The 13,307-nt window shown below is 58.5% G+C and carries 12 protein-coding genes; 11 read left to right on the forward strand and 1 reads right to left on the reverse strand.

Going from position 1 to position 13,307, the window contains the following annotated elements; all coding sequences use genetic code 11:
• Window positions 1–26: 26 nt before the first annotated feature.
• Genes sapA through sapF form a run of 5 tightly spaced genes read left to right on the forward strand, consistent with a single transcriptional unit; the run spans window position 27 to window position 5,327 of the window.
• On the forward strand, window positions 27–1,685 hold the full coding sequence (gene sapA, locus NWP14_RS06105; protein ID WP_095097110.1) for an ABC transporter substrate-binding protein SapA: 1,659 nt from the start codon (window positions 27–29) through the stop codon (window positions 1,683–1,685).
• Entirely contained in the window at window positions 1,682–2,647 is a 966-nt protein-coding gene (gene sapB / locus NWP14_RS06110) for a putrescine export ABC transporter permease SapB (RefSeq protein ID WP_095097107.1), read from the forward strand. The genes sapA and sapB overlap by 4 nt, the downstream gene beginning before the upstream one ends.
• Entirely contained in the window at window positions 2,634–3,524 is an 891-nt protein-coding gene (gene sapC, locus NWP14_RS06115; RefSeq protein ID WP_095097104.1) for a putrescine export ABC transporter permease SapC, read from the forward strand. The genes sapB and sapC overlap by 14 nt, the downstream gene beginning before the upstream one ends.
• Window positions 3,524–4,516: a putrescine export ABC transporter ATP-binding protein SapD gene (gene sapD, locus NWP14_RS06120; RefSeq protein ID WP_331835379.1), complete on the forward strand. Its 993-nt coding sequence runs from the start codon at window positions 3,524–3,526 to the stop codon at window positions 4,514–4,516. The genes sapC and sapD overlap by 1 nt, the downstream gene beginning before the upstream one ends.
• 1 nt (window position 4,517) lies before the next feature.
• Complete coding sequence (sapF, locus tag NWP14_RS06125; RefSeq protein WP_095097098.1) at window positions 4,518–5,327, forward strand: peptide ABC transporter ATP-binding protein SapF; 810 nt, start codon at window positions 4,518–4,520, stop codon at window positions 5,325–5,327.
• Between the two features lie 72 nt (window positions 5,328–5,399).
• Here sapF and NWP14_RS06130 read toward each other — a convergent pair whose 3' ends face one another.
• Complete coding sequence (locus tag NWP14_RS06130; RefSeq protein WP_331835762.1) at window positions 5,400–6,776, reverse strand: cytosine permease; 1,377 nt, start codon at window positions 6,774–6,776, stop codon at window positions 5,400–5,402.
• Between the two features lie 317 nt (window positions 6,777–7,093).
• On the opposite strand from NWP14_RS06130, the gene NWP14_RS06135 reads away from it, so the two are divergent.
• The 6 genes from NWP14_RS06135 to NWP14_RS06160 all read left to right on the forward strand — a co-directional run bounded on the left by NWP14_RS06135 (window position 7,094) and on the right by NWP14_RS06160 (window position 13,264).
• Window positions 7,094–7,636 (forward strand): HutD family protein, encoded by a 543-nt coding sequence (locus NWP14_RS06135; RefSeq protein ID WP_375214989.1) that lies wholly within the window; start codon window positions 7,094–7,096, stop codon window positions 7,634–7,636.
• Between the two features lie 297 nt (window positions 7,637–7,933).
• Window positions 7,934–8,722: an enoyl-ACP reductase FabI gene (fabI, locus tag NWP14_RS06140; protein WP_045855073.1), complete on the forward strand. Its 789-nt coding sequence runs from the start codon at window positions 7,934–7,936 to the stop codon at window positions 8,720–8,722.
• A 205-nt stretch (window positions 8,723–8,927) separates the two neighbouring features.
• Window positions 8,928–10,085: a CMD domain-containing protein gene (locus tag NWP14_RS06145; protein WP_375214990.1), complete on the forward strand. Its 1,158-nt coding sequence runs from the start codon at window positions 8,928–8,930 to the stop codon at window positions 10,083–10,085.
• Window positions 10,086–10,165: 80 nt separating this feature from the next.
• A complete protein-coding gene (locus NWP14_RS06150; RefSeq protein WP_375214991.1) occupies window positions 10,166–12,100 on the forward strand; it encodes an exoribonuclease II in 1,935 nt (644 codons plus the stop codon).
• A gap of 159 nt (window positions 12,101–12,259) precedes the next feature.
• On the forward strand, window positions 12,260–12,442 hold the full coding sequence (locus tag NWP14_RS06155) for a hypothetical protein (RefSeq protein ID WP_095097086.1): 183 nt from the start codon (window positions 12,260–12,262) through the stop codon (window positions 12,440–12,442).
• 72 nt (window positions 12,443–12,514) lie between these two features.
• Window positions 12,515–13,264, forward strand: coding sequence for a DNA-binding transcriptional regulator YciT (locus NWP14_RS06160; protein WP_331835383.1), 750 nt, complete (start codon window positions 12,515–12,517; stop codon window positions 13,262–13,264).
• Window positions 13,265–13,307 lie beyond the last annotated feature (43 nt).

Below are 13,307 nucleotides of genomic sequence, written 5' to 3' on the forward strand. Positions count from 1 at the left end.
CGTTGCTCTGAAATCATAAAACCACTATGCGCCTGAAACTATGCTCTCTACTGGCAGCCGTATCTATGCTGTGTGGGCAGGCCATTGCCGCCCCCGCGCTGCCTGATCACGCCGATATTCGCGATAGCGGCTTTGTCTACTGCGTTAGCGGCCAGGTTAATACCTTTAACCCGCAGAAAGTCAGCAGCGGCCTGATTGTCGATACGCTGGCAGCCCAGCTCTACGATCGTCTGCTCGATGTTGACCCCTATACCTACCGTCTGGTGCCTGAGCTGGCCGAAAGCTGGGAGGTGCTGGACAACGGCGCCACCTACCGCTTCCATCTGCGCAGCCACGTGCCTTTCCAGACGACGTCCTGGTTTAAGCCCGGTCGCGCCTTTAACGCCGATGATGTCATTTTCACCTTCAGCCGTATTTTTAATCGCGACCACCCGTGGCATAACGTCAACGGCAGCAGCTTCCCCTATTTCGACAGCCTGCAGTTCGCCGACAGCGTGGAGAGCTTACGCAAGCTCGATAACCAAACCGTCGAATTCCGCCTGAAACGCCCGGACGCCTCGTTCCTCTGGCACCTGGCAACCCACTATGCATCCGTGATGTCCGCAGAGTATGCCGCCCAGCTAACCAAAAGCGATCGTCAGGAGCAGCTCGACCGCCAGCCGGTTGGCACCGGGCCATTCCAGCTGGAAGAGTATCGCGCGGGCCAGTACGTTCGCCTGCAGCGTCACCCCGGCTACTGGCGCGGCAAACCGCTGATGCCGCAGGTGGTGGTCGATCTGGGTTCCGGCGGCACCGGCCGCCTGTCGAAGCTGCTGACCGGCGAGTGCGACGTCCTGGCCTGGCCCGCCGCCAGCCAGCTGACTATTCTGCGCGACGACCCTCGTCTGCGCCTGACCCTGCGTCCGGGGATGAATATCGCCTGGCTGGCGTTCAATACCGCCAAGCCGCCGCTGGATAATCCGCAGGTTCGCCATGCCCTGGCGCTGGCAATCAATAACCAGCGTCTGATGCAATCTATCTATTACGGCACTGCGGAAACCGCCGCGTCGATGCTGCCCCGCGCCTCCTGGGCCTACGATAACGAAGCGAAGATAACCGAGTACAACCCGACCGCCGCCCGCGCCCAGCTAAAAGCGCTGGGGCTGGAAAATCTCACGCTTCGGCTGTGGGTTCCCACCAGCTCGCAGGCCTGGAACCCCAGCCCGCTGAAAACCGCCGAGCTGATTCAGGCCGATATGGCGCAGATCGGCGTGAAGGTGATCATTGTTCCGGTTGAGGGCCGTTTTCAGGAGGCGAGGCTGATGGATATGAACCACGATCTGACCCTTTCCGGCTGGGCAACGGACAGTAACGATCCGGACAGTTTTTTCCGTCCTCTGCTGAGCTGCGCGGCCATTGCCTCGCAGACCAACTTCGCCCACTGGTGCAACCGTGAGTTCGACGAGGTGCTGCAAAAGGCGTTAACCTCCCAGCAGCTGGCTTCGCGTATTGAAGCCTATAAAGAGGCGCAGCATATTCTCGCCCGCGAACTGCCGGTGCTGCCGCTCGCCTCGTCGCTGCGTTTACAGGCCTACCGCTATGATATGAAAGGTTTGATCCTGAGCCCGTTCGGTAACGCGTCCTTTGCCGGCGTCTCGCGGGAGAAAAAAGACGACGTGAAAAAAGATGAGGTGAAAAAACCATGATCATTTTTACCCTGCGACGCCTGCTGTTACTGCTGGTCACGCTCTTTTTTCTGACCTTCGTCGGCTTCAGCCTGAGCTACTTTACGCCGCACGCTCCGCTACAGGGCGCGTCGCTGTGGAACGCCTGGCGGTTCTGGTTCACCGGGCTGCTGCACTGGGATTTCGGGGTCTCCAGCATCAACGGCCAGCTGATTTCACAGCAGCTCAAAGAGGTCTTTCCGGCCACCATGGAGCTGTGCATTCTCGCCTTTGGCTTTGCGCTGCTGGTGGGTATCCCCGTCGGTATGCTTGCCGGCATTATGCGTAACAAATGGCCCGACACCCTGATTAGCGCCCTGGCGCTGCTCGGCTTTTCGATTCCGGTTTTCTGGCTGGCGCTGCTGCTGACGCTGTTCTTCTCCCTGACGCTGGGCTGGTTCCCGGTATCCGGGCGTTTCGATCTGCTCTACGAGGTCAAAACGGTGACCGGGTTTGCGCTCATCGACGCGTGGCTTTCCGATTCGCCGTGGCGCCATGAAATGATCGTCAGCGCCGTACGCCATATGGTGCTGCCGGTTCTGACCCTCGCCGTTGCGCCAACCACCGAAGTGATTCGCCTGATGCGCATCAGCACCAGCGAAGTGTATGACACTAACTACGTCAAGGCCGCCGCCACCCGCGGGGTTTCGCGGCGGACGATTTTACATCGCCACGTGCTGCATAACGCCCTGCCGCCGGTTATTCCGCGCCTGGGGCTGCAGTTTGCCACCATGCTGACGCTGGCGATGATCACCGAAATGGTGTTCAGCTGGCCGGGGCTGGGCCGCTGGCTGATCAACGCCATTCGTCAGCAGGATTACGCCGCCATTTCGGCGGGCGTGATGGTCATCGGCGCGCTGGTCATTACCGTGAACGTGCTATCCGATATTCTGGGAGCTATGGCTAACCCTCTGAAACATAAGGAATGGTATGCCCTACGATAGCGTTTACCTGGAGAAACGCCCCCCGGGGGCGCTGCGCACCGTCTGGCGCAAATTCTACGGCGACACCAGCGCCATGATCGGCCTGTACGGCTGCGGCGGGCTGCTGCTGCTGTGCATCTTCGGCAGCTGGTTTGCCCCTTACGGCATCGATCAGCAGTTCCTCGGCTATCAGCTGCTGCCGCCCTCATGGTCGCGCTACGGCGAGGTTTCGTTCTTTCTCGGCACCGACGATCTTGGCCGCGACGTCCTGAGCCGTCTGCTTAGCGGCGCGGCGCCCACCGTAGGCGGCGCGTTCGTCGTCACCTTCGGCGCCTCGTTGTTTGGCCTGGTGCTCGGCGTGATTGCCGGGTCAACCCACGGCCTGCTGTCGGCGATGCTGAACCATGTTCTCGATACCCTGCTGTCAATTCCCTCGCTGCTGCTGGCCATTATCGTCGTCGCCTTTGCCGGACCGCATCTGAGCCACGCCATGTTCGCCGTCTGGCTGGCGCTGCTGCCTCGCATCGTGCGTTCGGTCTATAGCATGGTGCATGACGAGCTGGAAAAAGAGTACGTCATTGCCGCCCGGCTCGACGGAGCCTCAACGCTGAATATTCTCTGGTTCGCGGTCCTGCCCAATATCGCCTCCGGACTGGTGACCGAGATTACCCGCGCGCTGTCGATGGCGATTCTTGATATTGCCGCGCTGGGCTTTCTCGACCTCGGCGCGCAGCTTCCCTCTCCGGAATGGGGCGCGATGCTCGGCGACGCGCTGGAATTGATCTACGTGGCTCCGTGGACGGTGATGCTGCCGGGCGCAGCCATTATGATTAGCGTCCTGCTGGTCAACCTGCTGGGCGACGGTATCCGCCGCGCAATTATCGCCGGGGTGGAATAATGCCGTTACTCGATATTCGCAATTTAACCATCGAATTCAAAACCAACGAGGGCTGGGTCAAAGCCGTCGATCGCGTCAGCCTGACCCTGAACGAAGGAGAAATTCGCGGCCTGGTAGGCGAATCAGGCTCCGGTAAGAGCCTGATTGCCAAGGCGATATGCGGCGTAACTAAAGACAACTGGCGGGTCACCGCCGACCGCATGCGCTTCGATGATATCGACCTGCTGCGGCTCTCCGGCCGCGAGCGTCGCAAGCTGATTGGCCACAACGTGTCGATGATTTTTCAGGAGCCGCAGTCCTGTCTCGACCCTTCGGAACGTATCGGCCAGCAGTTGATGCAGAACATTCCCGGCTGGACCTTTAAAGGCCGCTGGTGGCAGCGTCTGGGCTGGCGTAAACGTCGGGCGATAGAGCTGCTGCATCGCGTGGGGATTAAGGATCATAAGGACACGATGCGCAGTTTCCCCTACGAATTAACCGACGGGGAGTGTCAGAAGGTGATGATCGCCATCGCCCTTGCCAACCAGCCGCGTCTGCTGATCGCCGATGAGCCGACTAACGCGATGGAACCCACCACCCAGGCGCAAATCATCCGCCTGCTGACGCGACTGAATCAGAACAACAGCACCACTATTTTGCTGATCAGCCACGATCTGCAGATGCTGAGCAAATGGGCGAACAGAATCAACGTCATGTACTGCGGGCAGACCGTGGAATCCGCGCCGAGCGAAGAGCTGGTAACCACGCCTCATCACCCCTACACCCAGGCGTTAATCCGCGCGATCCCTGATTTTGGCAGCGCGCTGCCGCACAAAAGCCGCCTGAATACCATGCCGGGGGCCATTCCGCTGCTGGAGCAGCTGCCGATCGGCTGCCGCCTCGGGCCGCGCTGTCCGTACGCCCAGCGCAAATGCATCGAAGCCCCGCGGCTGACCGGCGCGCGGGCGCATCTGTACGCCTGTCATTTCCCGCTGAACATGGAGAAAGAGTGAAATGGTCGAAACATTGCTGGAAGTCCGCAATCTAAGTAAGACCTTTCGCTATCGTACCGGCTGGTTCCGTCGTCAGACGGTGGAAGCGGTTAAGCCCCTGAGCTTTACGCTGCGCGAACGGCAGACCCTGGCGATCATCGGAGAGAACGGCTCGGGGAAATCCACGCTGGCGAAAATGCTGGCCGGCATGGTTGAACCCAGCTCGGGCGAGCTGCTGATTGACGACCGTCCGCTGGCATTTGGCGACTACTCCTTCCGCAGCCAGCGTATCCGCATGATTTTCCAGGACCCGTCAACCTCGCTGAACCCGCGGCAGCGTATTTCGCAGATCCTCGACTTCCCGCTGCGTCTGAATACCGGGCTCGAACCGGAGGCGCGGCAGAAGCAGATTATTGAGACGCTGCGGATGGTCGGCCTGCTGCCGGACCACGTCAGCTACTACCCGCATATGCTGGCCCCGGGGCAAAAACAGCGTCTTGGCCTTGCCCGCGCGCTGATCCTGCGGCCTAAGGTCATAATCTGCGATGAGGCGCTGGCGTCGCTGGATATGTCGATGCGTTCGCAGCTGATCAACCTGATGCTGGAGCTGCAGGAAAAACAGGGTATTTCATATATCTACGTTACCCAGCATTTAGGCATGATGAAGCATATAAGCGATCAGGTTCTGGTGATGCATCAGGGGGAAGTGGTGGAACGCGGCAGCACCGCCGACGTGCTGGCTTCGCCGCTGCATGAGCTGACTAAGCGACTGATCGCCGGCCACTTTGGCGAAGCGCTGACCGCTGACGCCTGGCGTAAAGACGGTAAATAATCCCTTCAATCGCCCGGGCAAGGCTGACGCCCTACCCGGGCCTGTTGCTTATCTGCGCTGCGAGGCGCGCGCTCAGTCCGGCAATATGGTTTGCGCTGGCAGCACCCGGCGGTCAAAGCGCCGCAGCGAGTAGTACAGCAGCCCGGTGGCAAACCAGCCGATAATCCACGATACGTCGTTACCGGCAAATATCCACGTCAAAGAGCCGTGGAACAGCGGGTTCTCAATAAACGGCAGCTGGATAAGCACCCCCACCACATAAATTGTAATAGCGTAGCTATTCCAGTAGCCGTAGCGTTTTTTCGGGTCAGACAGGGCCGGAATATCCACCGCGCCGGAAGAGATAAGATAGTAATCGGTCAGGCTAATCGCGCTCCACGGAACGAAGAATGCCAGCAGGAACAGCAGGAAATGGGTGAAGTTCTTCAGGAACGCCGGCTCGCTCAACAGGGCGATAATGCACGATATTGACACCATCAGCGCCACGAAGATGATGCGCGATCTCTGCGATAACGACGTCTGGCTGCGAAAACCGGAAACGATGGTGCTCAGAGACATAAAGCTGCCGTAAGCATTCAGCGTCGTGAAGGTGATTTTGCCGAAGCAGATGGCAAAGTAGATCACCATCGCCATCACCTGGCTTTTGCCTAATCCCACGATAAAGCTCACCTCATGCCCGGGGAAAGCGCTGCCGGCAATGGCTGCCGTCAGCACTCCCAGCGTCATTGAGGCCTGGGTGCCAAGAACCGTGCCGCTGAAGACGGAGAAAAAGGTTTTGGCGCCGGACACGTTGCCCGGCAAATAGCGAGAGTAGTCGGAGACGTACGGGCAAAATGCAATCTGCCACGACGAGGACAGCGACACGGCCAGCAGGAACATCGGCAGGGAGAAATGGCTATTTTGCGCGATAGCCTTCAGGTCTGCGGCGAGCAGCAGCGTAATAAACAGATAGGCAAACGCCAGCACGCCGACAATGCTCGCCACTTTGCCCAGCTTATGGATCACCCGATAGCCCAGCACGGCAATGACGATGATAATCGCGCTGAACAAGAGCATACCGGCAACGTTGGAGACCGACAGCAGCCTGGCCATCGCCTGCCCGGCAAGTACGGTGCCGCTGGCGGAAAAGCCGACGTACATAATGCAGACCAGCACCAGCGGAACCACCGCGCCAAAAACGCCGAACTGCGCGCGGCTGATAATCATCTGCGGCAGCCCCAGGCGCGGGCCCTGCAGGGCGTGCAATGACATCACCGCCGCGCCAAGAACCTGGCCCAGCAGCAGGCCAATCAGCGACCACACCACGTCACCGCCCAGCACCACGGCCAGCGCGCCGGTAACGATAGCGGTAATTTGCAGATTGCCGCCAAACCAGAGCGTAAACTGGCTGAAAGGATGTCCATGTCTCTCGCCTTCGGGGATAAAATCGATCGAGCGCGTTTCCGTTATGCTCCGTTCACTGCTTTTTGACTGCCCATCTGTTGACGAAAAAGAAGACAAAGAAGACATAGTTTCCTCGCTATAAACGGTTTTCAACTGCCAGGACCCGGTTTCTTGCATCTACGCGCATTGTCGTAGGCCCGCATATATGACAGGTCATGTATATACAAGCATTGACAACCGTACGCACCGTGCACATGATAAATTTGTGATGAAGATGTAAATATTTTGTGTGAGAGAAATATACAAAAAAGAAACATCTCATCGCGACCAAACGCGTGCGATGCGCGCCCCTTAATCTTCAGCCATCAGAGGCCTGAATCCCGATGATCGTCTCCTTTCAGTTATCCTCCCTGCCCGTCACGCCGTGGAAAAACGGCGGCGGCGAAACCCGAGAGATCGTCAGCGTGCCGTCGCCCGATGCGCCGTTTCTCTGGCGGGCCAGTATCGCCACCTTACAGAACGACGGACCGTTTTCGCCCTTTCCGGGCGTCGATCGGGTGATAACGCTGCTAGACGGCGGTTCGCTGTGGCTGCGCGGCGATAATATTGCTCATCGCCTGAGGCTGTGGGAACCGTGGGCCTTTGCCGGCGAATGGCCGCTGACCAGCGAGGGGATTTCGCGGCCGGGGCTGGACTTCAATATAATGACCCAGCGTAGCCGGGCCACGGCGCAGGTCAGCGTGGTGTCCGCCACACAGCGGCCCGGCGCAACGGGGATCGCGTATGTTCTGAAAGGACGCTGGCGGCTGGGGGAGCAGCTGCATGCTGCCCAAAGCGGCATCTGGTGGCAGGAGACGTCCCCGGGGGAGCTGATCCCGCACTCCGCCGATGCCAGGCTGCTGCTGGCTAGCGTTAGCGTACGTTAGCCGCATTTAGCCTGGAGAACGGCGCAAAACGCCTGCGATATCCGGTGATATACTGGAGAGTACGCGATGACAGGGATGCGACAGACCGCCGACGCCGACCGTGAAGGTTGACGACCGTGAACCCAGCGGCGGCGCCGATATTGCCTGCTGGATGTCGGCTATTGCTGAAAAATATCGTGACACAGGGGGTCGTCAGTGGGATATAATTCTCGGCTAAATTTGAGTTATTTTGAAATAACAACACTAACCACATGATTGTTAAAGTAAAAATAAGCAATAACGATAAGGATTAAAGCTATGGGTTTTCTTTCCGGTAAGCGCATTCTGGTGACTGGCGTTGCCAGCAAACTGTCCATCGCCTACGGTATTGCGCAAGCAATGCACCGTGAAGGGGCTGAACTGGCGTTCACCTATCAGAACGACAAACTGAAAGGTCGTGTGGAAGAATTTGCTGCGGCACTGGGTTCCAACATCGTACTGCCGTGCGACGTGGCTGAAGATGAGAGCATTGAATCTCTGTTCACCGAACTGAGCAAAGTATGGCCGAAATTCGACGGTTTCGTTCACTCAATCGGTTTCGCACCGGCCGATCAGCTGGACGGTGACTACGTTAACGCGGTAACCCGTGAAGGTTTCAAAATCGCTCACGACATCAGCGCCTACAGCTTTGTGGCAATGGCGAAAGCCTGCCGCGAGATGCTGAACCCGGGCTCCGCCCTGCTGACGCTCTCCTACCTCGGCGCAGAGCGCGCAATCCCTAACTACAACGTGATGGGCCTGGCTAAGGCGTCTCTGGAAGCTAACGTGCGCTACATGGCGAACGCAATGGGTCCGGAAGGCGTGCGCGTCAACGCCATCTCTGCCGGTCCGATCCGTACTCTGGCGGCATCCGGGATTAAAGATTTCCGTAAAATGCTGGCTCACTGCGAAGCCGTCACCCCGATTCGTCGTACCGTGACCATCGAAGACGTCGGCAACAGCGCAGCATTCCTGTGCTCTAACCTCTCTGCGGGCATCTCCGGCGAAGTGGTTCACGTGGACGGCGGTTTCAGCATCGCCGCCATGAACGAGCTGGAACTGAAATAAGTTCTTTACCCTCCTCACGCCGTGAGGAGGGTCCTGCTCTGCGACAACTGACGACGTTTCGCGACATCTCTCCCCCTCTGTTATTCCAATCAGCTATTTGTTAGCACGTATCAATATTTTCTACTGCTTCAGGGTTACGCCAGGATAGTTATGCATAGATGGCCCACAGAAGTGCGGCCGGACACATATCGATCAAGGAACGCCCATGGAGCAACGCCGCGTGTATGGCAAAAACCACTGGTATCACGAAACCCAGTCAACAATCTGCCCGGTGGATGTATTACCGCTCGTCCCTGAAGCCGCTTATGTCGAAGACCGCTTTTTACTCGACCTGACGTTGCCCGAAGAGCTGCTCCACGCGCATGCGGGCTGGCTGGCTCCGGCGCGATGTCTGGCCGACGCGCTCTTTCCGACGTCAGTGACGGTGAATCGTCTGCAAACCTTTAGCGCCTACGATCGTCTGAGCACGGCGCTAACCGTCGCGCAGGTCTATGGCGTACAGCGCCTATGTAACCACTACGCGGCGCGCCTGGCGCCGCTGCCGGGCCCGGACTCATCGCGCGAGAGCAATCGTCGTCTGGCACAGATTACGCAATTTGCGCGCCAGCTGGCAGGCTCTCCCTCGGTAATTACCGCGCTCTCCCGCAGCCAGCTGGACGAAGTTGGCTTAACCAGCCGCGATATTATCCTGATTAACCAGATTATCGGTTTCGTGGGCTTCCAGGCCCGCGCAATCGCGACCTTCCAGGCGACGCTAGGCTTTCCGGTACGCTGGATGCCGGGAATGCCACAGCAGGAAGATGCGCCGGCGGAAGGCTTTACCGCCGCGGACGTCGACTGGCTGGCCGACGTTAACGATGGCGACCTACGCTATGCTAACGACGAGAGGCAGGCGCGGCTGATCGGCTGGCAGCGACACCCCGGCCTGGCCGAGCTGGCGCCGCTGCTGGCGGTCGACGATACGATCCTCAACGCCCAGGATGAGCTGCTGACCCGGCTGAGTGAAAACCAGCCCTTTGCTCCGCTGGTCGCGCTGATGGCGGCGCGGATCAACGGCAGCGTCAGCTGTTTTAACGCCTGGGAGCGAGAATGGACCGGCTCCCAGGCGTTTCCCGACGCATTACGCCATGACGATCGTGCGCTTCAGGCGTGGGGCGAGACGCATCAATCCGAACCCGCAATTTATCTGGCGGCGCAGCTGTTAACCCGCTCTCCCGACCGCTTCAGCGCGGCTCAGCTAACTCCCCTCACCGAATATGGGCTTTCCCGAACGCAGGTTATCGATATTCTGGCGTGGTGCGGGCTGTGCGGCTGGATCAACCGGCTGAAAATCGCCCTCGGCAATGTTCATCAACGGACGTAAAATGCCAAACAGCGCTTGCTGCAACAGGCATAATCGCGTAAAAATGACAGCCGCTCTTTTAGCCACGAAAATACCAAATTATGTTTCAGGACAACCCGCTGCTAGCGCAGCTTAAACAGCAACTGCATTCTCAGACTCCTCGCGTTGAAGGGGTCGTTAAAGGTACGGAAAAAGGCTTTGGCTTCCTCGAAGTTGACTCGCAGAAAAGCTATTTCATTCCGCCGCCGCAAATGAAAAAAGTGATGCATGGCGATCGTATTACCGCCGTGGTCCATACCGAAAAAGAACGTGAAAGCGCGGAGCCGGAAGAGTTGGTTGAGCCTTTCCTGACGCGTTTCGTCGGTAAAGTGCATAAAAAAGACGATCGCCTGTCTATCGTTCCCGATCATCCGCTGCTGAAAGATGCCATTCCGTGTCGCGCCGATCGCTGCGTCAGCCACGATTTTAGCGAGGGTGACTGGGCGGTTGCCGAAATGCGCCGTCATCCGCTGAAAGGCGATCGCGGCTTCTATGCTGAATTAACCCAGTTCATCACCTTCAGCGACGATCACTTCGTGCCGTGGTGGGTCACCCTGGCGCGCCATAATCTGGAAAAAGAAGCGCCAAACGGCGTGGCCACCGAGATGCTGGACGAAGGGCTGCAGCGTCGCGACCTGACGGCGCTGGAGTTCGTGACCATCGATAGCGCCAGCACCCAGGATATGGACGATGCGCTGTATGTGGAAGCCGCCGCTGACGGTAAGCTGCACCTGACCGTAGCGATTGCCGACCCGACCGCCTGGATTGCCGAAGGCAGCAAGCTGGACGACGCGGCAAAAATTCGCGCCTTCACCAACTACCTGCCGGGCTTTAACATCCCGATGCTGCCGCGCGAACTGTCCGATGACCTGTGCTCGCTGCGCGCCAACGAAATCCGTCCGGTGCTGGCCTGCCGCATGATCCTCTCGGCCGATGGTACGATTGAAGACGATATTGAATTCTTCGCCGCCACCATTGAGTCGAAGGCGAAGCTGGTCTACGACAACGTCTCCGACTGGCTGGAAAACACCGGCAGCTGGCAGCCTGAAAGCGAAGCCATCGCTCAGCAGATTACCCTGCTGCAGGACGTGTGCCTGCGCCGCAGCGAATGGCGTAAAACCCATGCGCTGGTGTTTAAGGACCGTCCGGACTACCGCTTCGTGCTGGGCGAGAAAGGCGAAGTGCTGGATATCGTTGCCGAGCCGCGCCGTATCGCCAACCGCATCGTTGAAGAGTCGATGATTGCCGCCAACATCTGCGCCGCTCGCGTGCTGCGCGACAAGCTGGGCTTTGGCGTTTACAACGTCCATACCGGATTTGATCCGGCAAATACTGAACAGCTGGCCGCGCTGCTGAAGACCCATGACGTGCACGTCGATCCGCTGGAAGTTCTGACCCTTAACGGCTTCTGCAAGCTGCGCCGTGAGCTGGACGCGCAGCCGTCTGGTTTCCTCGACAGCCGCATCCGCCGCTTCCAGTCCTACGCCGAAATCAGCACCGAACCGGGCCCGCACTTCGGCCTTGGCCTCGAAGCTTACGCCACCTGGACCTCACCGATTCGTAAGTACGGCGATATGATTAACCATCGCCTGCTGAAAGCCATTATTAAAGGTGAAACCATCGCGCGTCCGCAGGATGACGTAGCGGTGCAGATGGCGGAACGCCGTCGTCTGAACCGGATGGCAGAGCGCGACGTCGGCGACTGGCTGTACGCGCGTTACCTGAGCCCGAAAGCCGGCACCGATGCGCGCTTCGCGGCTGAAATTATCGATATCAGCCGCGGCGGCATGCGCGTGCGCCTGGTCGATAACGGCGCTGTAGCCTTTATCCCGGCGCCGTTCCTGCACGCCGTCCGCGATGAGCTGGTCTGCAGCCAGGAAAACGGCACCGTGCAGATTAAGGGTGAAACCGTCTACAAGGTGACCGACGTTATCGACGTTAAAATTGCCGAAGTCAGAATGGAAACCCGCAGCGTTATTGCCCGTCCGTTCGCCTGATAGCACTCCTCAGCGGCTCCCGACTCCGGGAGCCGTTCGTTTTCCCGCTCCTGCGCTAAAAATCTCCAGATGAGATAGGTTGTGCGATCTTTTCACTTCTCTTTTGCATCCGTTTTTTGCATCATTGATTTCATTCGCTTTTGTAACCAGGATAATACTATGTCTGATCTGAATGCCCGCCTGCTCGCCCAACGTATCGATACCGTGCTGGATATTCTGGTTGCCGGAGACTATCACTCCGCGATTCATAATCTGGAGATTCTCAAGGCCGAGCTGCAGGCTCTTGCCAACGATGAGCCGGAAAACAAGCCCGGTCAGCCGAAAGCCCCCTGGGAAATCTGACAGCCCTTCGCGCCGCAAGCGACCGCGCAGCGTCGATTGCCCGTAAAATAGCCCCCTAACAGTGATGTTGCTATGAACGCCCGACAACAAAGTATTTTGCAAATGGTCATCGATAAAGGCCGCATGAGCGTGGCCGATCTCGCGAAGATGACCGGTGTCTCTGAAGTGACCGTTCGTCAGGATTTAAATCTGCTGGAAAAGCAGAGCTATCTGCGTCGTACCCACGGTTTTGCCGTTCCGCTGGATAGCGAGGACGTAGAGACGCGAATGATGACCTATTTCGCCATTAAGCGTGAGCTGGCTATGCGGGCCGCTACGCTGGTTTCTCCCGGCGAGACGGTGTTTATCGAGAACGGGAGCTGCAACGCCCTGCTCGCCAGGACGCTTGCCGAGCGTGGGGATATCACCATCATTACCGTCAGCAGCTATATCGCCCACCTGCTGAAAGAGACGCCGGGAGAAGTGATTCTGCTCGGCGGGATCTATCAAAAACGCAGCGAGAGCATGGTCGGCCCGCTGACCCGGCAGTGTATTCAGCAGGTCCATTTCAGCAAGGCGTTCATTGGCATCGACGGCTGGCAGCCTGAGACCGGCTTTACCGGACGGGATATGATGCGCGCGGATGTGGTTAACGCGGTGCTGGAAAAAGGCTGTGAGGCGATTGTGCTGAGCGACAGTTCAAAATTTAGCGTCGTGCACCCTTACCCGCTCGGCCCGGTTGGGCGCTTTAATCGCATCATTACCGATAGCAACCTGCACGATACCGCCCGCCAGCAGCTGGCTGAAAGTGGTTTAACCGTCGATATCGTCAACGTCTCCTGATCCCTCTGCGATCCCTTTCTCCGTCGCCCACCCAGGTGGGCGC

This window comes from Klebsiella sp. C349492, from assembly GCF_042055345.1.
GTDB lineage: Bacteria > Pseudomonadota > Gammaproteobacteria > Enterobacterales > Enterobacteriaceae > Klebsiella > Klebsiella scottii.

Coding starts and splice junctions, on each gene's coding strand:
- sapF (WP_095097098.1), top strand. CDS start 4,518: ATGGTCGAAACATTGCTGGAAGTCCGCAATCTAAGTAAGACCTTTCGC.
- sapB (WP_095097107.1), top strand. CDS start 1,682: ATGATCATTTTTACCCTGCGACGCCTGCTGTTACTGCTGGTCACGCTC.
- sapA (WP_095097110.1), top strand. CDS start 27: ATGCGCCTGAAACTATGCTCTCTACTGGCAGCCGTATCTATGCTGTGT.
- NWP14_RS06155 (WP_095097086.1), top strand. CDS start 12,260: ATGTCTGATCTGAATGCCCGCCTGCTCGCCCAACGTATCGATACCGTG.
- NWP14_RS06160 (WP_331835383.1), top strand. CDS start 12,515: ATGAACGCCCGACAACAAAGTATTTTGCAAATGGTCATCGATAAAGGC.
- sapC (WP_095097104.1), top strand. CDS start 2,634: ATGCCCTACGATAGCGTTTACCTGGAGAAACGCCCCCCGGGGGCGCTG.
- NWP14_RS06145 (WP_375214990.1), top strand. CDS start 8,928: ATGGAGCAACGCCGCGTGTATGGCAAAAACCACTGGTATCACGAAACC.
- NWP14_RS06135 (WP_375214989.1), top strand. CDS start 7,094: ATGATCGTCTCCTTTCAGTTATCCTCCCTGCCCGTCACGCCGTGGAAA.
- sapD (WP_331835379.1), top strand. CDS start 3,524: ATGCCGTTACTCGATATTCGCAATTTAACCATCGAATTCAAAACCAAC.
- fabI (WP_045855073.1), top strand. CDS start 7,934: ATGGGTTTTCTTTCCGGTAAGCGCATTCTGGTGACTGGCGTTGCCAGC.
- NWP14_RS06150 (WP_375214991.1), top strand. CDS start 10,166: ATGTTTCAGGACAACCCGCTGCTAGCGCAGCTTAAACAGCAACTGCAT.